The following is a 23,418-nucleotide window of genomic DNA, read 5'->3' as shown; positions in this document are numbered from 1 at the left end:
TCAGCCTTCGATCTGCCGCGCCGGATCCGACAGTTCCAGTTCCCGCAACACCACGCCCGCCTGCGTGCGGTTGCGCACGCCAAGCCTTTCGAAGATCGCGGTGAGATGTGCCTTCACCGTGCGCTCCTGCACGTCCAGGCGGTCGGCGATCTGCTTGTTGAGCAGGCCTTCGGCAACCAGCGCCAGCACGCGGAACTGCTGCGGCGACAGGCTGGCCAGGCGCGCGGCCAACGCCGCATCGTTGGGCGAACTCTGCGCACGGGTGACGGATGCGCGCAATGCGGGCGGCAGCCAGGTGTCGCAGGCGAGCACGCTGCGGATCGCATCGCGCAGATCGTCGAGGCCGGCGCTCTTCGGCAGGTAGCCGGCGGCGCCGTGGTCGAGGGCGCGGCGGACCACGCGCGGGTCGTCGTTGGCGGACACCACGATCACCGCCACGCCCGGGTGTTGCGCGCGCACTGCCGCCAATCCCGCCAGCCCGTGGTTGCCGGGCATGTGCAGATCGAGCAATACCAGGTCCACCTGGGGTTGCGCATCCAGCGTGGTCAGCACGGTTTCCAGGCTGCCGGCTTCGAACAATTCCACCTCGCCCAATGCATCGCGTGCCGCCTGCCGCAGCGCGGCGCGGAACAGCGGATGGTCGTCGGCGATGAGCAGGGACGGCATCGAAATGGAATTACTGCGCGGTCCAGCCGCCATCCACCGGGATCGCCGCGCCGGTGATGTTGTGCGCCTCGCGCCGGCACAGGAACACCGCCAGCGCGCCGATCTCGGCGGGCAGGGTCATGCGCAGGCTGGGCTGTTTTTCGGCCAGCAGGGCGCGCACGCCGTCATCGCGGCTGCCGCCGGCCATGCGCGCCTCGATCTGCGGCTCGATCAGCGGCGTCTCCACCCAGCCCGGGCAGATGCAGTTGACCGTGATGCCGCCGGAATCGCGCGAGCCCTGCGCGGCGTATTCCAGCGCCGCGACCTTGCTCAGCCCGACGATGCCGAACTTGCTGGCCACGTACGGCGCCTTGTCCTTCGACGCCACCAGCCCGTGCACCGAGGCCACGTTGACCACGCGGCCGTAGCCGCGCGCTGCCATCGCCGGCATCGCCGCGCGCATGGTGTGGAAGGCGGAGGACAGGTTGATCGCGATGATGTCGTTCCACTTCGCCACCGGCATCTCGTGCAGCGGCACCGCGTGCTGGATGCCGGCGTTGTTGACCAGGATGTCGATGCCGCCGCCGGACCATGCGGCCAGTTCGGTCATCATGGTTTCGATGGCGGCGGGATCGCGCAGGTCGGCGCCGAAGTGCTTGCTGCCGCCACTGCCGGCCGCATCGACTTCGGCGATCGCCGAAGCGATCTGCTCCGGCGTGCCGAGGCCGTTGATCGCGACCCTGGCACCGGCCGCGGCCAGCGCATGGGCGATGGCGAGGCCGATGCCGGAGGTGCTGCCGGTCACCAGCGCGGTGCGGCCTTGCAGGAAGTAGTCGCTCATGAGGGATCCGTGCTGCGTTGCATCAGGGCCTGCATACGCTAGCAGGCTGGGCGTGGGAATGGCGCGGATGCCACGGGCCATGCACTGGTACGAAGGTACGATGCGCCGGCAATGCGCAGCGGCTATGGTCGGGGCATGAACAGACTCCGTCTTTGCGCCTGCATCGCCGCCATCGCCTTCTTGTCCGCCTGCGCGGGCCTGCCTGCCGCCTCCGGGAAATCGCCCATGTTCAACCAGCAACGCATGACCGAGCATCGCGACGGCGACGACCTGCTGACCGCCGGGCTTGGCTTGGCCGGCCTGCGCGCGATGCTGCCGCCGGCCTTCGCCGATGCCGAGCATCCGACGCCGGCCGAGCTGCGTCGCCGTGCGCTGTGGGCGAACTGGCGCGGCATCGCCGACCTCGCCCCCGGCGGTGGCTATGCCGAGTTGTACGGCAGCGTGGCCAGCGTGCCCGGCCGCGAATTCAGCGCGTTCGCGCGGGTGCCGGGCGCGACCCAGCCGCATCGCGTGCTGCTGCAATTGCCGGATGCGTTCGATGCCGGCAAACGCTGCGTCGTGGTGACCGCATCGTCCGGTTCGCGTGGGATCTACGGCGCGATCGCGGTGGCCGGCGCCTGGGGCCTGCCCAAGGGCTGCGCGGTGGCCTATACCGACAAGGGCGCGGGCACCGATTATTTCGACCTGGATGCAGGGCAGGGCATCGCGGCGGATGGCACGGTCGCGGCAGCCGATGCCGACCTTGCGTTCAAGCCCGCGCCTGCCAGCGGTTCCGGCATCGCCTACAAGCACGCGCATTCGCAGGACAACCCGGAAGCGGACTGGGGCCGCCACGTGAAGCAAGCCGCGCAGTTCGCGCTGCAGTCCTTGAACGAGGCGCTGCCGGCGCAGGCGCCGTTCACCTTCGCCAACACCCGGGTGATCGCGGTCGGCATTTCCAACGGTGGCGGCGCGGTGCTGCGCGCGGCGGAAGACGGCGACGACTGGCTGGACGCGGTCGTCGCCGGCGAGCCGAACGTGCTGGCCGAAGGCCACGGCGCGCGCAACCTGTACGACTACACCACCGAAGCCGCGCTGCTGATGCCGTGCGCGCTGCCGGCCTTGGGCCTTCCCGCGATGCCCGGCAGCGACGCGAAATGCGCGGTGCTGGCAGCGAACGGCGTGTTGTCCGGCAGCGACCTGAAGGCGCAGCAGCAGGATGCGCTGGCGAAGCTGCACGCAAGCGGCTGGACCGATGCCGCGCTGCGCGCCGGTTCGATCAGTGTGGCCTTCGACCTGTGGCGCGCGATCGGCGTGAGCTATGCCTCGGCCTACGGGCGCTATGCGCACGACGCGCATCCCTGCGGCTACCGCTATTCGGCGGTGAATCCGGATGCCACGACCCGCGCGGCCACCGCGACCGAACGCGCGTCATGGATCGCCGATGGCAGCGGCATTCCGCCGGGCGCGGGTGCTGCAATCGTCGATCCGCAGCCGATGGCCGATCTCGGGCTGACCGGCCTGCAATGCCTGCGTGCGCTATGGGCGGGCGACGGCGCCGATGCGCAGCGCGTGCGCAAGGGCATCGCGGAAACCCGCGCCGGCCTGCCGCGCAAGGGGCTGCCGGTGGTGGTGATCCACGGCACCGACGATGGCCTGGTCCCGCAGGCGTTCAGCAGCGCGCCCTATGTGGCGATGGCGCAGGCGGCGAACCGCGATGTGCGCTACTGGCAGGTGCGCAACGCCCAGCACTTCGATGCCTTCCTCGGCTTCCCGCAATACGGTGCGGTGTACCTGCCGCTGCTGCCGTATGTGTATGCCGCGCTGGATCGCGTCGATGCGCACCTCGATGGCAAGGGCGCGTTGCCGGCCGATGCGGTGATCGCCAGCGTGCCGCGCGCCGGCAAGCCGCTGGCGGCCGACAACCTGGCGATGCCGCACTGAGGCGTACTTGCCGGCGTCACGCCGGCTTTGGCAGGCTGTCGGGATGAAACCTCCTCATCTGAAGCAGCGCCATTTCTCGATGCTGCGGGATTTCCATCTCGCCGACTGGTTCACCCTCGCCAACGCGTTCTGCGGCACCGGCGCGATCTTCGCGGCGATGCGCTTCCTGCAGGAAGGCAAGGTGCGCGACCTGCTGGTCGGGATGGCGCTGATCCCGCTGGCGTTCGTGTTCGATGCACTGGACGGCCGCATCGCCCGCTGGCGCAAGGTGTCCTCCACCCTGGGCCGCGAACTGGATTCGCTGGCCGACGTGATCAGCTTCGGGGTGGCGCCGGCCGCGCTTGGCTATGCCTGCGGCCTGCAGGGTGGCTGGGACTGGGCGATCCTGAGTTACTTCGTGTGTTGCGGCGTCAGCCGCCTGGCGCGCTACAACGTCACCGCCGAGACCCTGGCCGATGGTGGCGATAAGGTGAAGTATTTCGAGGGCACGCCGATCCCGACCAGCGTCGCCATCGTCGGCTTGCTCGCGTGGCTGGCGTGGAGCGACCGCATCGGCGCGATGTTGCCGTTCGGCGTGGTGCAGTTCGGCCCGTGGCAACTGCATCCGCTGGTGCTGGTGTTCGCATTGTCCGGCTCGCTGATGATCAGCAAGACCCTGCGCATCCCCAAGCCCTGAGCGCCTTGCAATGGCGGCGCAACACCCGCATTGCTAGCATTCGCGCAACAGCGGAGGACACATGGCACAGGGTTCGGGCGATTTCGAGGCGCTGGCGCGCCAGTACTGGGGTGCATGGGGCGATGCGCTGCGCGGCGCCGCGCCGCAATCGGGCATGGATGCCGGCCTGCAGGGCCTCCGCGATGCGCTGGGCGCATGGACGAAGGCGGCAAGTGGCGGACAAGGCGGCTTCGACAACGTGCTCGGCCATTTCAATCGCCAGAACGACGACTGGTTCGGGCAGATGCAGCAGCTCGCCGCGCAGTTCAGCGGCCGCGACCATAGTGCGCAGGACGTGAGCCGTGCATGGCAGCAGATGCTCGGCGGCAATCCGTTCCAGGGCCTGTTCCATGGCATGCGCGGCCCAGGCCTGGAAGGGCTGGAGCAATGGAGCGAAGCCGCCGCACCGTGGCTGCAGAACCTGCGCAACGAAGCCGCGAGCACGCTGGGCATGCCGGCCTTCGGTTTCGCCCGCGAGCACCAGGAGCGGCTGCAGGCGCTGGCCCAGGCGCAACTGCGCTGGCAGGACGCGCTGGCCGCCTACAACGCGCTGATGGCGAAGACCTCGCAGGATGCGTATGCGCGCTTCGAATCCAAGCTGGCCGAGCGCGAGGAGCCCGGCCGCCAGCTGGGCAGCGTGCGCGCCCTGTTCGACCTGTGGGTGGATGCGGCCGAAGAAGCGTATGCGCAGGTCGCGCTGTCGCCCGAATACCGCAAGGCCTATGGCGAGCTGGTCAACGCGCAGATGCAGTTGCGCGCCGGTACGCAGGCCATCGCCGAACAGACCGCGAACCTGCTGGGCATGCCCAGCCGCACCGAACTCGACAGCGCGCACCGCAAGATCGCCGAGCTGGAGCGCCAGCTGCGCCGCATGCAGCGCAGGGCGGGCGATGGCGAAGCCGTTGCCACGCCTGCGACGAGAGCCGCATCGAAACCCGCATCGAAACCGAAGCCTGCAAAGAAGGCGGTGAAGAAACCGACGAAGCAGGCCATGAAGCAGGCTGCCAAGCCTGCCGCGAAGAAAACCGCCGGCAAGGCGGTGAAGCAGGCCGCCACACGCAAACCGGCCAAGCCCGCCGCGAGGAAACGCTGACATGGACGCATTCGGGCCGCTCAACATCACCGCCGATGCATTGGCCGAGGAGGCCGCGAAGTTCCAGCGCAAGCTGGAAGCCGGCATCGGCACCCTGCGCGGGATGGACGAGGTGCATTTCGGCGTGACCGCGCGCGAGGAAGTCTGGCGCGACGGCAAGACCGTGCTGTACCGCTACCGTGGCGAGCGGGCGCCGACCGCGCATGTGCCGCTGCTGATCGCCTACGCGCTGGTCAATCGTCCGTACATGGTCGACCTGCAATCCGACCGTTCGCTGGTGAAGGGGCTGCTGGAGCGCGGGCAGGACGTCTACATCATCGACTGGGGCTATCCGGACCGCAGCGACAAGTTCCTGACCCTGGAGGACTACATCCAGCGCTTCATCGGCGGCGCCATCGACCACCTGCGCAAGGCGCACGGCGTGCCGTCGGTGAACCTGCTCGGGATCTGCCAGGGCGGCGTGTTCTCGTTGTGCTATTCGGCGCTGAACCCGGGCAAGGTGCGCAACCTGATCACCATGGTCACGCCGGTGGATTTCCATACCGCCGACAACATGCTGTCGAACTGGAACCGCGAGATCGACGTCGACCTGCTGGTCGACACGCTGGGCAACATCCCGGCGGACATGATGAACCTGACGTACTTGATGCTGAAGCCGTGGCGGCTGTTCGCGCAGAAGTACGTGGGCATGGTCGATATCCTCGACGACCGCAAGGCGATGGAGGATTTCCTGCGCATGGAGAAGTGGATCTTCGATTCGCCCGACCAGGCCGGCGAGGCCTTCCGCGAATTCAACACCCAGTTCTTCCAGCGCAACGGCTTCGTCAAAGGCGGGGTGCGCGTCGGCGACGAGGACGTCCACCTGGGCATGGTCGAGATGCCGGTGCTGAACATCTACGCCGAGCAGGACCACCTGGTGCCGCCGGACGCCTCGCGCGTGCTGAAGGATCTGGCTGGAACGGACGATTACACCGAGCTGTCGTTCAAGGGCGGCCACATCGGCATCTACGTGTCCGGGCGCGCGCAGAAGGAAGTGCCGCAGACCATCCACGACTGGCTGGCCAAGCGCTCGCGCTGAGATGCAGCCGATGCCGCGCTGGCTGTTGCGCACGCTGCAGGCGATAGGCGTCGTATGGACGCTGCCGTACACCGCGCTCGGACTGCTCGCCGGCGCGGTCAGCATGGCTGCCGGGGCGCATGCGCACCTGAGCGCGCGCGATTTCGCCGTCGTCTTCCACAAGGTGCCGTGGGGGCCGGGCGGGGCGCTGACCCTGGGCAACGTGATCCTGCACACCGGCGATACGCTCGATTCGCCGTGCGTGACCTATGCGCATCGCGCCGGCCATCGCGAGGAGCCGCGCATCCAGATCGGCGACCACGAGCGTGCGCACGTGTTCCAGTACATGGTGCTGGGGCCGCTGTTCCTGCCGTTGTATTTCCTGTTCGGCGGCGTGGGCGTTCGCAACCGTTTCGAACGCGCGGCGGATCGTTACGCGCTGTCCGGGCAGGGCTGGTGGCCGTGGCCGAAACCCTGAGCCGGCGGTTCCGACGAACGGTCGGATGAATGCGATCCGCTTAGCTTTTTCCTAACGAGGGCAGGCGTAGCGTGCAGTCGTCGGAGAAAAACTTCGTGTGATCATCCAGACCACGAAAAATCGCTCCGGCCCAAGAAGGCCCGATCCCCTCCAGGCACATAGCGGCCCGCGAGATCGGGTCTTCCCTTTTGTGCGATCCGTGAATCGCGCAAACGAAAAAGCCACGCATCGCGTGGCTTTTCATCCTGCTGGTACGGTGAGAGGAACCGAACTATTGCCGTGCGAGCCTTTTTCTATGCGGGGTAGGGGATAGCGGTTTTCCGGAATACCCCCAAAAGTACCCCCGCGTGATGCTTGCTACCCCTGCCGACGGGCCTACAGCCCCGCATCGGCAAGGCGCGATGCTTCCCTGTCCCAGTAGGCCGCCTGCCTCAGCATGAATGCGATTTGCTCATCGCGTTCCCGATGGCCTGCGCGGTCATAGGAAAGCGGCACGGGCAGGTGCGCGGCTTGTTTGCGTAGTGCCGATGCACGCGCAGCAGCAGCGGCAGACTTGGACAGGTAGAGCATGGTGACAGGCTACGCCTTGCCGTCGCGCAGGATGCGAAACGGAAAAAACAGTGGATTTATGACAGGCGAAGTGTTCGGCGCGGCTGGCCGCAGGATCGCCCCGACTTCGGAACAGCCCCCTATGTCCGATGCCTTGCGTTCCGGGTTTTGGCGATACGCGAAAACAGCGCGGTAGGCGGGGTGTCCGTGGCAACGGCCAGACTTTCGACCCGCCCCCGCCCCCGGCCACGGCTACCCCAGCCCCTTTGCGCGGCATCCCCATATATGGAACGGGTAGGCAGCCGGTAGGTCTTTTCCTACCCCAGCGCGCGGACTTCTCCGACTGTTTCACCCTCACAGCATCGGCAGACTGCCACCACTGGCAACGTGCGACGCCGCAAGGTCATCCACGCGCACGGGAGCCGCAGGGATAGCGGCTCTGCCAGGTCTCGCCTAACGGCCCTCATCCGCGAGTCGAGATGCTTCCTTGTCCCAATAGGCCGCCTGCCTCAGCAGGAATGCCGCGCGGTCATTGCGGGCACGGCGGGTAGCTGCGTCGATAGCCGGTTGTCTGGACAGTTCCCGCGACTCTTTCCGCAGTGCGGATGCGCGGGCAGCAGCAGCGGCAGACTGGGACGGATAGAGCATGGCGACAGGCTATGCCTTGCCAGTCTCAGGGAATGAAAGCCCACTGTTCCACCACTGTTAGCAGCAGGTCACGCCTTCCTGTTCCGCCCTGTTTTCAGGTTCACCGTTTTGATTGTTTTTCTAACGGCGGATTGCTGAACGAGTCAGGGGACAATGCCCATTGCGCGTACGGTGCAACCTTCTACGAATGATTGACTCTTGCCGCCGCATTGGCCGGGGTCAGTTATTCGGCGCTGCGTAGCCCAGTCATAGCCGGTCTGGTGCCCCGAACAATCGCCTTTGCAGTCGAAGCCGCCGAATGTGCGCTTCGGTGGCGCAACACTGCCAACAACAACGCAGCCAACAAACGGTTCGGAAAAATACCGATCCTCCTTACCAACGCGACAACGAAAGATGTAAGGCGGGGAGGCTTTCTGGCCTTCGTAGTACGTGTACTTGATCGTTCGCATTTCTTGGCCACCCGTGGGCGGCTTGTTTGAGTAGCGCCTCATTCCGTCAGGGTCGATGTAGCTATAAACCGTACCTTTGACTTCGCGTGCTTGCGGGAAGCAATCAGTGGCTACGAGTAGGAGTAGAGCGGCGAGAGCTAGGCAATCCAATCGCATAAATCCCCCTTCACTATTCGACAGCCTCATCATGCGGTCTGCCTTCAAAGATCGCTAGCCCGGGCCGCACTCCGCCTCGCATCAGGTTCGCCAGCGCGCGGGCCTTGCCTTCATCCGTGCGCGGGCCGGTGCTACGTCCGCCGTGGAAGCGGCAGCGGCGTTTGCCCGGTTCGCTCAGGGCTTGGCAGGGCTGGCCGTCGCGGTGTCGCGTAGCCCCGCAGGGAATGCGCTTGGCTGGCGTTGGCTTTACCTTCGCCATACGTTGCAACAGCCAATCCGGCAACGGCTCCGAAGTCATACGCGCCTGCGCGATAGCGTCCGTTAATTCCGGCCCGTTCGCCGGAGTCATGGGCCTTTCTAATTCATCGCAGTTTATTCCGGTCAGCGTCGCCCATTCCGTCACGATGGCATCCAACACGGCGCTATTGGTCGCCGCCACGCTTCCCGGTCGCAGCGTCGCCCGCTTGGCCTCAATCGCCGCCAGCGCGTCATCCGTCGGCATGTAATCGATCCGCACCATGCGCGCCCGGCGTTGCCGTTGCAGCTTCGCCAGGTGTTCGCGGTCGCGGCTCAGGTAGCCGTCGGCGTCCGTCATGCCTGCGCGCGCCATGCCTGCGCGTCACGCTCCGCGCGGCGATAGGCCCATGCGCGGGCCGGGACAACGTACAGGGTGCAGTCCAGCCCATAGCGGCCAATCTCGAAGCGGCGAACGGTAGGGTTGCGGTTATTCCAGCCCGGCGTGCGCTTCGCAGCGGCCAACGCCTGCACTACGTCATCAGGAAGTCGATTCATCATGCCGCCCTCGATTTTGCGTTGCGCCGCCTGCCTGTCTGCCCCTCATGGATGCCTTCAACGGCAAGAGCCTGTTTATCTATGTAGGGGGTTCTTTTTGATCCCATGCGCAAAGGATCGATTTGATCCCTAGCGGATTCGGGCAGCCAACAATCGGCAATGGCGTAAAGGTCTGGTGTTCGGCCCGTTTGCGTCGGCTTGCCGTGCTTCGCCAATCGCAGGATGCCGGATGCCAGCGCGCGGCGACGGTGCCGCTTGAACGCGCTTTCTGTCATACCGGGCCGCCCGTCGAAGTCCGCAGGGGTCAGCGCGATGTTGCCATTGTTGAATCCGTCGAAGCGGCGGAACGCGGTAAGGATCACATCATGCGCTGGCGGCGACAGCGCCTTCCATTGCGGCGAGTCCAGTAGCTTGTGCGGCAGCAGGGTGAAGCCATCGGAACCGTAGCCCACGGCCTGCGCGGCGATGCTATCCACTTCCGATGCGCATAACGGCGGCTGGCAGCGTTCGGCATTGATCCGTTGCAGCCGGTCATTCACGGCCTGCATATCGTGCCCCTTACGGACAAGTCCAGCGGCCAGCAATAGCAGAGTGTCGTTGCGTTCGCCGTCGGGGATGGCATCGGGCAGGGTGCGCCGCTTGTGAGCCGTCAACGCGACAGGCGCGGGGTTCAAGTCGAATGCCTGCACCAGTTCGGCCAGTCGGTACGGCGCGCGGTCGGCGTCCAGCGAGACAACCCGCGTCGTGAACGGCTCGCCCTTGCGATGGTCGAAGCCCGGTAGGCGCATGACGCGCGGCAGGTCACACACCTTGCGGTCGCCGTCGAAGCGCGCGGCTAACGCCTGCTGCATCGGCTTGAACCTGTCCAGCGGGCAATCCGTCACCAGCCAATAGGCGTGCCAGCGCCCCGGCGACGATTCCACGATGCAGTGCGGCGGCAGTGAAGCAGCTTGCACGGGTGCCAGCGGCGAGCCGTCCAGGTCTGCAAACAACGCGCGCACCTGCCGCACGTTGCCCGCCTTGCGCCCCCTTCCATCGCCAGCGTTCACCATGAAAAAGACGCCCGCGCCCCGTTCGTTCAAGCTGGCAAGCGTGGCCGCATGTTCCCGCAACGTGCCGTGCATGACGCGCGACAGGGCCGGCGACTTGGCCGGCGAATCGTCGAAGGTCTGGAACGTGAAGCGTTCACCGAACAGCGAAAGGAACCGCGCCGTAGTCATGCCGCTACCCCACTAGCGCCCCCATGCTGCGTTGTCAGCCGTGGGCCAGTTTCGGGGCCATATGCGCCCCTAGCGTCGATGTTTCCGCGCAGGGTACGGATCGCGTCATCGTGGCGGAGTCTGCCGTAGCCATCGGGCAGGTCGCCGGGGTTGCGGGACTTGATCCAATCGGGTGCATGGGCAGGCAATGGCCGGAACGTCCACAACGGGCAGGCGGTGATATGGCAAGCCGCTACCTGTTCCCGCCATGTCCCCATCGCGCTCGGGTCATGCGTGCATTCGCGGCAATGCGCGGTGATCGCCGCGCCGCGAGTCTTAGGCGCGGTCATGCCGCACCATCCAATGCGTCGCGCGCTGCGTCCAACAGGTCGGCGGCTTCCACTGCGCCAGGAGCCGGGTTGTCGGTGTTGTCGGCGTAGCGATGCAGACGGTCACGGGCTCGGTCGATATCGGCAAGCGCTGTTTGCAGCAGGTCGGGGGAAGTCATGCCGCCGCCTTTGCATCGCGCGCAGCGATACGGGAAGCGCACCATGCTGCGATTTCATGCTCGGGCCACGCGCTCGCACGCTCGCCCAGTTTCACGGGTGCAGGGAAAGTGCCAGCGGCAACGCGCCGGTAGATTTCGGAACGGGACAGCCCGCACAAGCGTTTAACGCTCGGCAGGCGCAGCAGGTAGGGAGTGACTTGATCGGTCGGCATCGGTGTTTCCTACAGTGCGGGCCGGTGCCGGTTGGCACTGGCCGCTGCGGGATGCAGCGATGCTCGATTCTGGGAATAGTCGGCGCGTTGAATAGCGGGGCAGGTTCAATAAACCGCACCCGCCATTTGAAGGAACCTACCCCACCACTACCGGGGTAGGTTAGCCGGGAGTCTTAGGCGCGCCGCCTGTCGGTTGCCAGTTCGCCACGGTGGCGATGCGGTCGCGTGCGCCTTCCGATAGCCCGGGCTTGTTCGCCTTTAGCCAAGCCCCTAGAGCCTGCCTCGGTGACTTCCCCGCCAGTGCGCGCGGGTCGGCATGTACGGCCTTGAACGCCTCAACCGCTGCGCGAAGTTCGTCGGGGAAGTCAGCAAGGTCGGAGGCGTTGCCGGACGGTGTATTGGCCACTCGCCAGCAATGCGGAACTCCGCGCGCATCGGCCCATTCAACCAGATCAACAACCCGAACCGTTGTTTGCTTGGACACAAGGTTTAAGTGCGGGTCGATTTCATCCTCTGCAATGGGAACCTCTTCGGACAACTGGGGGTTATATGCCCAAGCCGCAAACGGTCTAAGCCGTCCCATTAAAATCGCTTGTTCTAGTGCCGTTTCCATTGCTTCCACGTCGCTTGGCAAGATTGAATTGCCATAGCGATAAGGTGCCGGGTCTGTGCCTGTCAGAATGCAAGCCGCCGCCCGTATCGTGACAGCTTCGACAAGTCGCCAGCCGGTCACCCAATCGGGCAGGTTGCCCTCCCAGTCACCATATTTTTCCTCATAGCTTCCCACCATCGCCCACCCCCTGCGCCCTGAAAAGTTCCCGCACCAGCGCCGCAGGGTGAACGGCGTTTTCGCCCCGTCGGGCTAGGTGCAGGTGTTCGGTTATGCGGCCTTGCGCTTGCGGATCGGCGTCACCTTGCCGTCATCGCTGGCGAGCACGTCCAAGTAATCGGCCCATGCCTGCACCAGCTCGCGGCGTTCATCGATGAACTGCGTTCGGTCATACGCCTTTTGCACGTCGCCTTTCTTGGCATGCGCTAGCTGCGCTTCCAACACGTCGGCATCCATCCGCAGGCGTTCGCGTGCGACGGTGCGCAACATGCCCCGGAAGCCGTGCGTTGCATGGGTGCCCTGAAAGCCCATGCGGCGCAGCGCGGCACTCAGTGCGTCGCGGTGCAGGTGCGGGGTTTTCTGGCGTGCCAGCGGCGGGAATACGTATTGCTTGCCGCCGGTGAAGGCGAGCATGGCCCGCAGGTGTCCCACGGCTTGCGATGACAGCGGCACAAGGTGCGCGTGCCGGGTTTTCATCTTGTCGGCGGACAGGCTCCATTCGCCCGCGTCCAAGTCCACGTCGGCCCATTCCATCGCGGCCACCATGCCGGGCCGCTGCGCGGTCAACATTGCCACGGACAACGCAGCGCGCGTGACAGGAACCGGATAGGCGGCGACGGCCTTCACCACGGCGCGCACGTCGGCAAGGTCGGTTGCGGCGGGAATATGGCCCTTGTCCTGTTTCGGAACCGCGCCGCGCAGGGCCAACAAGCGGCCATCATCGCGCAGCCCCTTGCGGATGGCGAACGTCACGATGCCGCCCAGGTGTTGCCGTGCCTTCGCGGCCAGCGATGGCGGGATGCCGTTCAGCGCATCGGCGGCGGTCTGCGTTGTCAGAGAGGTGACGGACTGGCGGCGCAGGGTAGGGGTTAGGTAGGCATCCACGACATACGTTGCCTTGCGGTGCGTTTCGGGTGCCCATTCCTGCCGCTTCCATTCCAGCCAAGCGGCGGCCACTTTCGGAAAGGCGGCGTCGGCGGTGCGCTTGGCCGCGTTGTCGCGGGCCAGCTTCGCGTCGGCGGGGTCGATACCGTTGCGCAGCAGCGCGCGGGCCTTGTCGCGTTCGGCGCGGGCCTTAGCTAGCGTCACGTCCTTGAAATTGCCGAAAGACAGCAGCTTTTCCCTGCCAGCATGGCGGTACTTCATCCGCCATAGCTGCGCGCCGGTGTCTTTGGTCAGCAGGAACAACCCGCCGCCTACGCCCAGCTTGCCGGGCTTCGCCGCCTTCAATTGCGCGACCGTCACGGCTTCGCCTGCGCCAGCTTTTCCGGGTTCAATCTTCGCCATTCGGTACCCCCTGCCGGTACCCCCACAAATGGGGACAAATCGGGGGTCTGCGCCCCGGTACCCCCAAAGGTACCCCCACAGGGAACGCGCTGCAATGGGACGGCTCGGGATGGCCCGGAAACAAAAAAACCGGCCATCTAGGCGGGTTTCAGGGGTTTTCGGGATTTTGCGGGACGCCCCGAAACTCTATTGTGGTACCGGTGAGAGGACTCGAACCTCCACGACATCGCTGCCGGCGGATTTTGAATCCGCTGCGTCTACCATTCCGCCACACCGGCGCGGGATGCGAAGTATAGCCGAGCGCGGCGCTCAGGCGGCCTTGTCGGTGGCCAGGGTCGCCGCTTCGCGCACGAACCATTCGCCCGAGGCATCCGACGCCAGCGGCTGGAACTTGGCGCAGCAGGCCATCTCGGCCTGGTAGATGTGCAGCGAGACCGCGATCCGGTCCGCGCTGGCGTTGCGGATGGTGTGGTACTCGTGCGGCGGGATCAGGCTGCCGGCGCTGCCGGGCCCGGCCAGCATGCCGCCGGCGGCGCGGAAGCGGAAACGATCGCCGTTGGTCTCCAGCAATTCGTACTGGGTGATCTCCAGCTCGCCGTGCCACACGCCTTCCACGCACCACAGGCCGGAATGGTCGTGCAGCGGGGTGCCCTGGCCCGGGCCCCAGGTCATCGCCACCACGCTGTAGCCGTGTTGCGGGCTGCGATAGAGTTCGCGGCGGGCGTAGTGGTCGACGATCGCGTCCTGCACGCAGCAGGGCAGCTGGACTTCGGTATCGCGGATCAGTGCGCACAGCGCGTTGCGCAGGGCGGCGGTGACCGCGTGCTGGTCGCCGCTGGCGACGGCGGCATCGACGGCGGCGATGAACTTCGCCTGGCCTGGGAAATCGACGGGCTCGCAACAGGAAGCGTTCATGCGGCGAGTGTACCAAACGCCGGGTTATGTGCTTATGCCTTCAATGCATGTGCCGAAGGTCGGAGCGCATCCAGGAACCCGCGGACGGCCGGCCCGAAACGCTCGAAATCGACCAGGAAGGCATCGTGGCCCTGCGGGGATTCCAGCGGCAGGAAGTCCGCCTGGCAGCCGCCGGCGCGCAGGCCGTCGGCGATCTGTTCCTGCTGCTGCAACGGGAACAGGATGTCGGTGCGCACGCCGATGGCCAGCGCCTTGTCGATGCGGATCGCGGCCAGCCCGCGCATGACGTCGCCGCCGAACTGCTCGCCGAGGTCGAACCAGTCCATCGAGCGGCTGAGGTAGAGATAGCAGTTCGGGTCGAAGCGGCGCACGAAACGGCGCGCATGGCCTTCCAGATAGCTTTCGACCTCGAACTCCAGGCCGAAGGCATCGTCGTCGCGGCGGTCGGAGTCCAGCCGCACGCGGCCGAAGCGGCCGTCCCATTCCAGCGCCGAGCGATAGGTGATCACCCCCAGCTTGCGCGCCATGCGCATGCCGGATTCCGGGTACGTCGCGTCGTCGTAGCCGCCCTGGTCCCAGTTCGGGTCGAGCCGGATCGCCTCGCGCTGCAGCGAGCGGATCGCGATCGAGAACGGCAGCGCGCGCGCCGCGCCGGAAATATTGATGTGCGAACCGGCAATGCCGGGATGCCGTTGCAGCAACGCCAGCGCGGTCATCCCGCCCATCGAATTGCCGATCACGCAGGCCAGCCGTTGGATGCCCAGCCCGTGCACGACCGCGGCCGCCGCATCGGCGCCGTCCTCGATCGAGAGTTCGGGGAAATCGAGGCGATACGGGCCGCCGGTAGCGGGATCGATCGACGCCGGCCCGGTCGAGCCCTTGCAGCTGCCGAGCGAATTCACGCAGACCACGAACCAGCGGTCGGTGTCGATCGGCTTGCCCGGGCCGAGCATCGACTCCCACCAGCCCGGTTCCGGGTTGCCGGGGTTGGCCGCGGCATGCGCATCCGGGGACAGGCCGGTGACGATCAGGATCGCATTGCCGCGCGCGGCATCCAGTTCGCCCCAGGTTTCGTAGGCGATGCGCGCGCCGTGCAGCGCGCCGCCGCGTTTCATCGGGAACGGCGAGGGCAGCTCGAACCAGCGCGTGCCGGGCGGGATGAATTCGGTCATGCGCGGAAGTGTAGCGGCAGCAGGCAGCGCGCCTTGGTCGGGATCCGCATGCAGCGATGACCGTGCAGCATGACGCGGCGGGCGGTCATTCCGCGCCGATCACCAGCTCGACCGGCGCCTTGGCCGGCAAGCTCACGCGCACCGGCCTGGATTCGATGTCGCCGTCCCGCTTCATCGCGTCGCCGCTGGTCGACAGCCGCGCGACCAGCTCGACCTCGCGCAGCTGCGACAGCTTGCGGGTCGGCATCGGGCTGTCGCCGTCGTCGAGGACGGCGGTGAACGGCAGTTCGGAGACGCTGCGTTTCTCCGCCGCGACCGGCATCGGCGGGCCATCCGGCGCGCGCGCGATCACGAAAACGGAAGCGTCGCCGCGCAGGCGCACGCGCGCGGCGAAATCGGGATCGAGCGCCACCCGCACCTGCAAGGCGTTGGCATTGGCGACGACTGGCGCAGTTTCCGGCAACGGTTCCATGCCGGCGGCGGTGCGTGCATGGTCGATCTCCTTGCGCAGGCTGGCCGCGGTGGCGGCATCGACCTGCGCCAGCAGTGGCTCCCAGGTCGCGGCGGCGGCGGCGTTGTCGCCGGCCTGGCGCTGCGCGATGCCGAGGAACCAGCGGGCGCGCTGGTTGTCGGGCTCGCTCTTCAATGCGCGCTGCAGCAAGGCGACGGCTTCGGCGTCGAACAGGCGCTTGTCGTCGGCCAGCGCACGCGCCTGCGCCGCTTCGGTGGCGATGGCGGCATCGTCCGGCGCCAGTTTCGCGGCTTTCGCGTAGGCATCGCGCGCCTTCGCCGGCTGGTTTTCGCGCTGCAGGGCCTGGCCCAGCAGGCGCCAGCCTTCGGCCTGCTCGGGATGGCGCTGCAGCTCGGCTTCGAGCTGGGCGATGGCATCGCCCAGGGTGTCCGGCGCTTTCAGGTTCGCCGCATCCAGTGCCGGCGGGGTGCCGACGATGCGGTACAGCAACGCAGTCGAGGCCAGCACGACCACGCCGATGCCGAGCGAGACGCCGCGCGCATCGCGCCACAACGGCCGCAGCAGCACCGCCAACACGGCCAGCGTCAACACCGCGGCGAGGACAAGGAAGACCGTCATCACCACTCCTGCCCGTCATCGGCCGGCAGCGCCTGCGGCTTGCGCCTGCGCACGATGGCCACGACCACGCCGGCACCGGCCAGCAGCAGCAACGCCGGGCCCAGCCACAGCAACCAGGTGCGGCCTTCGACCTTCGGCTGGTACAGCACGAATTCGCCGTAGCGCTGCACCAGGTAGTCCTCGATCTCGCCGTCGCTGCGGCCGTCGCGCATCAGCTCCAGCACCTCGCGGCGCAGCTGCAGCGCGATCAGCGCGTTGGAATCGGCCAGCGACTGGTTCTGGCACATCACGCAGCGCAATTCGCTGGCCAGCGCGTGGAAGCGGGTTTCCTCGGCGGCATCGCGGAACTGCAGCGGCGTGGCGTCGGCCTCCTGGTTCGCCTGCGCGAACACGGAACAGGATGCGATGCACAGCAGCAGGGCAAGCAACAGGCGCATCAGCGCGATCCCTCGCTCTTCTGCAGCGCCGGCATCAGCTCCTTGGCGATGATCTCGTCGCTCAGCGGGCCGACGTGCTTCCACTGGACCACCCCGTTGCGATCCACCAGGAAGGTTTCCGGCGCGCCGTAGATGCCCCAGTCGATGGCGCTGCGGCCTTCGACATCGGCCAGCACCAGCCAGAACGGGTTGCCGAACTGCTCCAGCCAGCGCAGCGCGTCGGCGGGCTCGTCCTTCCAGTTGTAGCCGATCACGCGCAGGCGGCGGCTCTCGGCGAAGCGCGTGAGCACCGGATGCTCGATCCGGCATTCCACGCACCAGCTGCCCCAGACGTTGAGCAGGAACGGTTGGCCCTTGAGGTCGGCCAGGGTCACCGTGCGCTGCGGTTCGTGCAGGACCGGCAGCGCGAAGGCGGGCGCCGGCTTGCCGATCAGCGGCGAGGGCAGGGCGTCGCGGTCCGGCTTGCGGCTCATCCACACCCCGGCGGCGAGCAGGACGGCCAGTGCGAAGAACGCGGCCAGCGGTAGCCAGCGGGAGGTCTTCATGCGCTCTCCTTGCGCGTACGGAAGCGGCGGTCGGTGGCGGTGACGAAGCCGCCCAGGGCCATCAGCAACGCACCGGCCCAGATCCAGCGCACGAACGGCTTGATGTGCACGCGCAGCGCCCAGCTGCCGCCACCCAGCGGCTCGCCGAGCGCGACATAGACATCCCCGGACAGGCCGGGCGCGATGCCGGATTCGGTCATCACCTGGCCGCCGGCGGCATAGCGGCGCTTTTCCGGATGCAGGGTGGTTGCGATGCGGTCGTCGTGCAGCACCTGCACGGTGCCCTTGTCGGCGACGTAGTTGGGACCACGGGTTTCGACGACGCCGTCGAAGCGGAAGGCGTGTCGTCCGAGGGTGACGGTGTCGCCCGGCTTCACCGCCAGCTCGCGCTGCAGGGCCAGGCCTTCGACTAGCAGGGCGCCGACCAGGAATACCGCGATGCCGAGGTGTGCCAGCGACATGCCGAGCATTTCGCGGGTGAGGCGTGCGCCCTGCAGTTGCCAGCGCGACCACAGGAAACGCAGCGTGCCGAAGCCGACCCACAGCGCGCCGACGATGCCGGCGGCGGTCTTCCACTGGCCCTGCGGCGCGAAGAAGAAGGCGACGATGCCGGCGAGCAGCGCCAGCCCGGCCCAGGGCGCGAGCATGCGCAGCGGCGATGCGATGTCCTCGCGCTGCCATTTCGTCAGCGGTCCGAACGGCAGCAATGCGACCAGTGGCGCCATCAGCAGCAGGAACATCAGCGCGAAGTAGGGCGGGCCGACCGAGATCTTGCCGAGTTCCAGCGCATCGGCCAGCAGCGGGTACAGCGTGCCCAGCAGCACCATCGCGCAGGCGGTGGTCAGCAGCAGGTTGTTGAGCAGCAGCAGGGTCTCGCGCGAGGCGGCGGCGAACGGTTTCGGGTGCGCGTCGTTGTCCGGCGCCTTCAGCGCATACAGCAGCAGCGAGCCGCCGATCACGATGGCGAGGAAGATCAGCACGAACAGGCCGCGGCTCGGGTCGGCGGCGAATGCATGCACCGAGGTCAGCACGCCCGAACGCACCAGGAAGGTGCCGAGCAACGACAGCGAGAACGCGGCGATGGCGAGCAGCAGGGTCCAGCCGCCGAAGCTGCCGCGCTTCTCGGTCACCGCCTGCGAATGCAGCAGCGCCGCGCCAGCCAGCCACGGCATGAAGCTGGCGTTCTCGACCGGATCCCAGAACCACCAGCCGCCCCAGCCGAGCTCGTAGTACGCCCACCATGAGCCGATGGCGATGCCCAGGGTGAGGAAGCCCCAGGCGACATTGGTCCACGGCCGCGTCCAGCGCAGCCACTGCGCGTCGATGCGCCCTTCCAGCAACGCGGCGATGGCGAACGCGAACGGCACCGAGAAGCCCACGTAGCCGAGGTACAGCATCGGCGGATGGATGATCATCCCCGGGTCCTGCAGCAGCGGGTTGAGGTCGCGGCCTTCGCCGGCGGCGGGCAGCAGGCGCTCGAACGGATTGCTGGTGAAGATCAGGAAGGCGAGGAAGCCGACCGCGACGATGCCCATCACCCCGAGCACGCGCGCCACCACCGGCATCGGCAACGACTTCGAGAACTGCGCCACCGCCGCCGTCCACAGCGCCAGGATCAGCGCCCACAGCAGCAGCGAGCCCTCGTGCGCGCCCCACACCGCGGTGTAGCGGTAGACCATCGGCAGCAACGAGTTGGAATTCTCGGCGACGTAGCGCAGCGAGAAATCCTGGGTCACGAAGCCATGGGTGAGGATGGCGAAGGCCAGCGCCACCAGCGCCAGCTGGAGGAAGGCCGCGGGGCGCGCCACCGCCATCAGCGGGCCGATCCCGCACTGCGCGCCGAGCAGCGGCAGCAATGCCTGCACGGCCGCGACCAGCAGCGCCAGCAGCAGCGCGACCTGGCCAAGCTCGGGAAGCATTACGGTGCGGCCTCGGGCGGCGCGGGTTGCACGTCGTGCTTCTTGTGCGCCGCGCCCATCTTGTCGGCGACTTCCTTCGGCATGTAGGTCTCGTCGTGCTTGGCCAGCACTTCCTCGGCCACGAACACGTTGCCGCGCATGCGGCCGGTGGCGACCACCGCCTGCTTCTCGCGGAACAGGTCGGGCAGGATGCCGGTGTAGACGACCGGGAGTTTTGCATCGCCGTCGTCGACGTCGAAATGCGCTTCCATCGAGCCTTGCGCACGCTTGAACGAACCGGCCGCGACCATTCCGCCGAGGCGGAAGCGCGCTTCACCGGAACTCACGTTCGCGCCAGCCTTGCCGCTGAGCACTTCGTTCGGGGTGTACAGGTAGGCGACGTTGCGCTGCAGCGCCATCGCGATCAGGGTGGTGGCGATGGCGGCGGCCACCACCACGGCCAGCACCAGCCACAGGCGGCGCTTGCGGGTCGGGTTCATCGTTCGAGTTCCGTTGGCGTGTTGCGCGTGGCCGCGCGCGTGGCGCGCTGGCGGACCGCGCGCAGGGCGGCGCGGATCTGCAGGCGCGGGGCGATGTAGTCCCATAGCATCGCCGCGGCGAACACCGTGTAGGCGGCGATGACGTAGTCGCGGTAGCTCATGGCGTGCCTCCGGCCAGCTTCGCCACCCAGTCCTTGCCGGCTTCGCGGCGCATGTTGTCGGCGCGGGCACGGCTGAGCAGGGAACCGACGAACCACAACTTGGTGCCGACGATCATCCAGATCAGCGGCCACAACATGCTCGGGTCCATGTGCGACTTGCCGAACAGGCTGATGGTCTGGCCCTGGTGCAGCGAGTTCCACCACACCACCGACCAGCGGATCACCGGCAGCAAGGCCACACCGACGATGGCGAGGAAGCCCGCGGCGCGGGCCGCGTTGCGGCGGTCGTCGATGGCGGCATACAGGCCCATCACGCCCAGGTAGAGGAACAGCAGGATCAGTTCGGTGGTCAGGCGCGGATCCCAGTCCCACCAGGTGCCCCACATCGGCTTGCCCCAGATCGAACCGGTGGCCAGGGTCACGAAGGTGAAGGCGGCGCCGCTGGGCGCGCAGGCCATCGCCAGGATTTCGCACAGCTTGATCCGCCAGACCAGGGCGATCGCGGCGTAAAACGCCATCAGCGCGAAGATCGCCATGCTCATCCACGCGCTGGGCACGTGGATGTACAGGATGCGGAAGCTGTCGCCTTGCTGGTAATCGGCGGGCACCGCGAACAGCGCGCCATACAGGCCGATACCCATGGTCAGCAAGCCGCACAGGTACGCCCACGGCGCCCAGCGGGCGGCGAAGCGGTCGAAGTACGGTGGCGAACCGAGTTGGTGGAACCAGCGGAGCAGGGGATTCATCCCCTCAATTATGGGCGATGCGCAGCGCCGCCGCAGCAGCCAGCGGTGCCAGCACCAGCGAGATCGCCAGCCCGGCGCCCAGCAACAGCAGCGCACCCACCGCATCCAGCCCCTGCGCCGAGGCCGCCACCGCGCCCGCGCCGAACACCAGCACCGGCACGTACAGCGGCAGGGCGAGCAGGGCGACCAGCACGCCGGCGCGGCGCATGCCCACGGTGAGCGCGGCGACCACCGCGCCCAGCAGGCTCAGGATCGGCGTGCCCAGCAGCAGGCTGGCCATCAAGACCGGCAGTTGCGCGCGCGGCAGGTGCAGCAGTTCGCCGAGCAGCGGCACCGCGACGATCACCGGCAGCGCCGTCGTCACCCAGTGCATCAGCGTGCGCACCAGCACCAGCCACCACAGCGGCACCGGCGCCAGCATCCATTGCTCCAGCGAACCGTCCTCGGCGTCGCCGCGGAACAGGCTGTCCAGCGCCAGCAGGCCGGCCAGCAGCACCGCCAGCCACAGTACGGCGGACGCCACCGGCGCCAGCGACTTCGCATCGCCGCCCAGCGCCAGCGCGAACAGGACCACGGTCAACAGGGCGAACAGCGCCGGCTGCAAGGCATCGCCGCGGCGTGCCCACAGCAGCTGCAGGTCGCGATGGACCAGCGCCTTGGCCGCTTGCAGCATCATGCGGCACCGCCGAGTTCGAGCATCCGCGTGCGCACCGGCGGCGCCGCGTAGGCGCCGTGGGTGGTGATCAGCGCCGCGCCGCCGCTGCGCAGGTGCGCCTGCACCATGCGGTTGACCAGGTTGATGCCATCCAGGTCGAGGTTGGCGTAGGGCTCGTCGAGCAGCCACAACGGCGCCGGCGACAGCCACAGCCGGGCCAGCCCGAGCCGCTTCTTCTGCCCGGCCGACAGCGTGCGCACCGCCGCATCCTCGTAACCGCCGAGGCCGACGATGCCCATCGCCGCCTCCGCCGTCTGCGCCTTGCGCCGGCCATGCAGGCCGCACAGGAACTCGAGGTTCTGTAGCGCCGACAGGTCGGCCTTCAGCCCCGGCAGGTGGCCGAGGTAGGCGATATGCCGCGCCCGCGATTCCGGCCTGGCCGGCCGGCCGTCGATCTCCACCAGGCCGGCATCCGCACGCAGCAGGCCGGCCAGCACGCGCAGCAGGGTGGTCTTGCCGGCGCCGTTGCCGCCCTGCACCAGCAGGGCCTCGTTGGCGTCCACCGAGAAGTCCAGCGGGCCGAAGATCGGCGTCTCGTCGCGGGAAAACGCGAGCCCACGCACGGCGAGCAGGGCAATCGAGGAGACGGAGGCATCGGACATTGGTCGTGGATTCTAAACGGTACGTCCTACCGGCATGGCCAACGGTCACATGCCGGACGCCCCGGATTCCGTAAACTCGGCGCATCCCCACGAGCCTCGCATCGATGCAGATCGCCACCAAATTGCCGAAGGTCGGCACCACCATCTTCACCGTGATGTCGCAGCTGGCCGCCGAGCACGGCGCGGTCAACCTGGGCCAGGGCTTCCCGGACTTCCCGGTGCCCGAGCGCCTGATCGACGCGCTGGACCGGGCGATGCGCGCCGGCCACAACCAGTATTCGATGATGACCGGCATCCCCGCGCTGCGGCAGGCGATCGCCGCCAAGACCGAGCGCTGCTACGGCTACCGGCCGGACGTGAACGCCGAAATCACCGTGACCAGCGGCGCCTCGGAAGCGATCTTCGACGCCATCCACGCGGTGGTGCGCGCGGGCGAGGAGGTCATCGTCCTCGATCCCTGCTACGACTGCTATGAGCCGGCCATCGACCTGGCCGGCGCGAAGGCGGTGCACGTGGCGCTGGATCCGCTCACGTTCGCACCGGACTGGAACGCGGTGCGCGCGGCGATCACCGCGAACACGCGGATGCTGATGATCAACAGCCCGCACAACCCTTCGGGCGCGATGCTGTCGGAAGCCGACATGCGCGAGCTGATCGACATCCTCGACGGCACCGGGATCATCCTGCTCAGCGACGAGGTCTACGAACACATCGTGTTCGACGGCGCCCGCCATGAATCGGTGCTGCGCTACCCGCAACTGCGCGAGCGCGCCTTCGTCGTTTCCAGCTTCGGCAAGACCTACCACTGCACCGGCTGGAAACTGGGCTATGCCGTCGCGCCGCCGGCGCTGTCCGCGGAATTCCGCAAGGTGCACCAGTACAACACCTTCTGCACCTTCGCCCCGGCGCAGCACGCCTTCGCCGAGATGATCGAGCAGGAGCCGGAGCACTACGAACAGCTGGGCGCGTTCTATGAAGCCAAGCGCGACCGCTTCCGCGAACAGCTGCTGACCACAAAATTCAAGCCGCTGCCGGTGCCGGGCGGCTATTTCCAGCTGGTCGATTACTCCGCGATCAGCGATCTCGACGATATCGACTTCTGCCGTTGGCTGACCATCGAGCACGGCGTCACCGCGATCCCGCTGTCGCCGTTCTATGAAACCCCGCCGAGCGGGCAGCGCCTGGCGCGGCTGTGCTTCGCCAAGAACGAGGCCACGCTGGACGCCGCCATCGAACGGTTGCAGAAACTGTGAGCC

27 protein-coding genes and 1 tRNA gene are annotated in these 23,418 nt (G+C 67.3%); 6 read left to right on the top strand and 22 right to left on the bottom strand.

The genetic code is table 11. The features are described from left to right. Positions 1 to 666, bottom strand: a complete 666-nt coding sequence (locus FHQ07_RS01755) for a response regulator transcription factor (RefSeq protein WP_139715065.1) — start codon at positions 664 to 666, stop codon at positions 1 to 3. 10 nt (positions 667 to 676) lie between these two features. Continuing rightward, positions 677 to 1,486 carry a 3-hydroxybutyrate dehydrogenase gene (locus FHQ07_RS01750; RefSeq protein WP_139715064.1) on the bottom strand — a complete coding sequence of 270 codons (810 nt, stop codon included), beginning with the start codon at positions 1,484 to 1,486 and terminating at the stop codon, positions 677 to 679. A 225-nt stretch (positions 1,487 to 1,711) separates the two neighbouring features. On the opposite strand from FHQ07_RS01750, the gene FHQ07_RS01745 reads away from it, so the two are divergent. The 5 genes from FHQ07_RS01745 to FHQ07_RS01725 all read left to right on the top strand — a co-directional run bounded on the left by FHQ07_RS01745 (position 1,712) and on the right by FHQ07_RS01725 (position 6,752). Then, positions 1,712 to 3,409, top strand: a complete 1,698-nt coding sequence (locus tag FHQ07_RS01745) for a 3-hydroxybutyrate oligomer hydrolase family protein (protein ID WP_168191433.1) — start codon at positions 1,712 to 1,714, stop codon at positions 3,407 to 3,409. Positions 3,410 to 3,452: 43 nt separating this feature from the next. Then, on the top strand, positions 3,453 to 4,085 hold the full coding sequence (locus FHQ07_RS01740) for a CDP-alcohol phosphatidyltransferase family protein (protein ID WP_206202331.1): 633 nt from the start codon (positions 3,453 to 3,455) through the stop codon (positions 4,083 to 4,085). A gap of 61 nt (positions 4,086 to 4,146) precedes the next feature. Next, positions 4,147 to 5,217 (top strand): class III poly(R)-hydroxyalkanoic acid synthase subunit PhaE, encoded by a 1,071-nt coding sequence (phaE, locus tag FHQ07_RS01735; RefSeq protein ID WP_139715062.1) that lies wholly within the window; start codon positions 4,147 to 4,149, stop codon positions 5,215 to 5,217. A 1-nt stretch (position 5,218) separates the two neighbouring features. Further along, a complete protein-coding gene (gene phaC / locus FHQ07_RS01730; RefSeq protein WP_139715061.1) occupies positions 5,219 to 6,295 on the top strand; it encodes a class III poly(R)-hydroxyalkanoic acid synthase subunit PhaC in 1,077 nt (358 codons plus the stop codon). A 10-nt stretch (positions 6,296 to 6,305) separates the two neighbouring features. Further along, a complete protein-coding gene (locus FHQ07_RS01725) occupies positions 6,306 to 6,752 on the top strand; it encodes a hypothetical protein (RefSeq protein ID WP_139715060.1) in 447 nt (148 codons plus the stop codon). Positions 6,753 to 7,127: 375 nt separating this feature from the next. On the opposite strand, the gene FHQ07_RS01720 is transcribed toward FHQ07_RS01725, so the two are convergent. The 20 genes from FHQ07_RS01720 to ccmA all read right to left on the bottom strand — a co-directional run bounded on the left by FHQ07_RS01720 (position 7,128) and on the right by ccmA (position 22,162). After that, a complete protein-coding gene (locus tag FHQ07_RS01720) occupies positions 7,128 to 7,322 on the bottom strand; it encodes a hypothetical protein (RefSeq protein WP_139715059.1) in 195 nt (64 codons plus the stop codon). Between the two features lie 1,245 nt (positions 7,323 to 8,567). Then, positions 8,568 to 9,149, bottom strand: coding sequence for an HGGxSTG domain-containing protein (locus tag FHQ07_RS01715; RefSeq protein WP_139715058.1), 582 nt, complete (start codon positions 9,147 to 9,149; stop codon positions 8,568 to 8,570). After that, positions 9,146 to 9,349 carry a hypothetical protein gene (locus FHQ07_RS01710; protein ID WP_139715057.1) on the bottom strand — a complete coding sequence of 68 codons (204 nt, stop codon included), beginning with the start codon at positions 9,347 to 9,349 and terminating at the stop codon, positions 9,146 to 9,148. Before FHQ07_RS01710 ends, FHQ07_RS01715 begins: the two co-directional genes overlap by 4 nt. Continuing rightward, a complete protein-coding gene (locus tag FHQ07_RS01705; protein WP_139715056.1) occupies positions 9,346 to 10,566 on the bottom strand; it encodes a DNA-primase RepB domain-containing protein in 1,221 nt (406 codons plus the stop codon). Before FHQ07_RS01705 ends, FHQ07_RS01710 begins: the two co-directional genes overlap by 4 nt. A gap of 325 nt (positions 10,567 to 10,891) precedes the next feature. Further along, complete coding sequence (locus FHQ07_RS14255) at positions 10,892 to 11,053, bottom strand: hypothetical protein (RefSeq protein WP_168191432.1); 162 nt, start codon at positions 11,051 to 11,053, stop codon at positions 10,892 to 10,894. Continuing rightward, positions 11,050 to 11,265 (bottom strand): helix-turn-helix transcriptional regulator, encoded by a 216-nt coding sequence (locus FHQ07_RS01700; protein WP_139715055.1) that lies wholly within the window; start codon positions 11,263 to 11,265, stop codon positions 11,050 to 11,052. Before FHQ07_RS01700 ends, FHQ07_RS14255 begins: the two co-directional genes overlap by 4 nt. Before the next feature lie 160 nt (positions 11,266 to 11,425). Next, complete coding sequence (locus FHQ07_RS01695; RefSeq protein WP_139715054.1) at positions 11,426 to 12,055, bottom strand: hypothetical protein; 630 nt, start codon at positions 12,053 to 12,055, stop codon at positions 11,426 to 11,428. Between the two features lie 90 nt (positions 12,056 to 12,145). After that, positions 12,146 to 13,381, bottom strand: coding sequence for a tyrosine-type recombinase/integrase (locus tag FHQ07_RS01690; protein WP_139715053.1), 1,236 nt, complete (start codon positions 13,379 to 13,381; stop codon positions 12,146 to 12,148). Between the two features lie 192 nt (positions 13,382 to 13,573). Next, positions 13,574 to 13,659: transfer RNA gene (locus FHQ07_RS01685), tRNA-Leu, on the bottom strand. Positions 13,660 to 13,690: 31 nt separating this feature from the next. Continuing rightward, on the bottom strand, positions 13,691 to 14,296 hold the full coding sequence (locus tag FHQ07_RS01680) for a cysteine dioxygenase family protein (protein WP_139715052.1): 606 nt from the start codon (positions 14,294 to 14,296) through the stop codon (positions 13,691 to 13,693). A gap of 32 nt (positions 14,297 to 14,328) precedes the next feature. Continuing rightward, complete coding sequence (gene metX, locus FHQ07_RS01675; protein WP_139715051.1) at positions 14,329 to 15,468, bottom strand: homoserine O-acetyltransferase MetX; 1,140 nt, start codon at positions 15,466 to 15,468, stop codon at positions 14,329 to 14,331. An 85-nt stretch (positions 15,469 to 15,553) separates the two neighbouring features. Continuing rightward, entirely contained in the window at positions 15,554 to 16,558 is a 1,005-nt protein-coding gene (locus tag FHQ07_RS01670; protein ID WP_139715050.1) for a tetratricopeptide repeat protein, read from the bottom strand. Continuing rightward, positions 16,558 to 16,995, bottom strand: a complete 438-nt coding sequence (locus FHQ07_RS01665) for a cytochrome c-type biogenesis protein (protein WP_139715049.1) — start codon at positions 16,993 to 16,995, stop codon at positions 16,558 to 16,560. Before FHQ07_RS01665 ends, FHQ07_RS01670 begins: the two co-directional genes overlap by 1 nt. Then, positions 16,995 to 17,540 (bottom strand): DsbE family thiol:disulfide interchange protein, encoded by a 546-nt coding sequence (locus FHQ07_RS01660; RefSeq protein ID WP_139715048.1) that lies wholly within the window; start codon positions 17,538 to 17,540, stop codon positions 16,995 to 16,997. Before FHQ07_RS01660 ends, FHQ07_RS01665 begins: the two co-directional genes overlap by 1 nt. Next, positions 17,537 to 19,459 carry a heme lyase CcmF/NrfE family subunit gene (locus FHQ07_RS01655; RefSeq protein ID WP_139715047.1) on the bottom strand — a complete coding sequence of 641 codons (1,923 nt, stop codon included), beginning with the start codon at positions 19,457 to 19,459 and terminating at the stop codon, positions 17,537 to 17,539. Before FHQ07_RS01655 ends, FHQ07_RS01660 begins: the two co-directional genes overlap by 4 nt. Next, positions 19,459 to 19,938, bottom strand: a complete 480-nt coding sequence (gene ccmE / locus FHQ07_RS01650; RefSeq protein ID WP_139715046.1) for a cytochrome c maturation protein CcmE — start codon at positions 19,936 to 19,938, stop codon at positions 19,459 to 19,461. The genes FHQ07_RS01655 and ccmE overlap by 1 nt, the downstream gene beginning before the upstream one ends. Then, positions 19,935 to 20,099 carry a heme exporter protein CcmD gene (locus tag FHQ07_RS01645; RefSeq protein WP_139715045.1) on the bottom strand — a complete coding sequence of 55 codons (165 nt, stop codon included), beginning with the start codon at positions 20,097 to 20,099 and terminating at the stop codon, positions 19,935 to 19,937. Before FHQ07_RS01645 ends, ccmE begins: the two co-directional genes overlap by 4 nt. Beyond that, positions 20,096 to 20,845 carry a heme ABC transporter permease gene (locus tag FHQ07_RS01640; RefSeq protein ID WP_139715044.1) on the bottom strand — a complete coding sequence of 250 codons (750 nt, stop codon included), beginning with the start codon at positions 20,843 to 20,845 and terminating at the stop codon, positions 20,096 to 20,098. Before FHQ07_RS01640 ends, FHQ07_RS01645 begins: the two co-directional genes overlap by 4 nt. Before the next feature lie 4 nt (positions 20,846 to 20,849). Further along, a complete protein-coding gene (gene ccmB / locus FHQ07_RS01635) occupies positions 20,850 to 21,521 on the bottom strand; it encodes a heme exporter protein CcmB (RefSeq protein WP_139715043.1) in 672 nt (223 codons plus the stop codon). Next, on the bottom strand, positions 21,518 to 22,162 hold the full coding sequence (gene ccmA, locus FHQ07_RS01630) for a heme ABC exporter ATP-binding protein CcmA (RefSeq protein ID WP_139715042.1): 645 nt from the start codon (positions 22,160 to 22,162) through the stop codon (positions 21,518 to 21,520). The genes ccmB and ccmA overlap by 4 nt, the downstream gene beginning before the upstream one ends. A gap of 104 nt (positions 22,163 to 22,266) precedes the next feature. Between ccmA and FHQ07_RS01625 the strand changes: the two genes are divergently transcribed. Next, the gene (locus FHQ07_RS01625; protein WP_139715041.1) at positions 22,267 to 23,415 is read left to right on the top strand and encodes a pyridoxal phosphate-dependent aminotransferase; all 1,149 of its coding nucleotides are present in this window, start codon (positions 22,267 to 22,269) and stop codon (positions 23,413 to 23,415) included. Positions 23,416 to 23,418 lie beyond the last annotated feature (3 nt).

Origin of the sequence: Thermomonas aquatica (assembly GCF_006337105.1) — a bacterium.
GTDB lineage: Bacteria > Pseudomonadota > Gammaproteobacteria > Xanthomonadales > Xanthomonadaceae > Thermomonas > Thermomonas aquatica.
The sequence above is the reverse complement of the archived record's forward strand: the minus strand, read 5'-3'. Positions and strand labels throughout refer to the sequence as shown.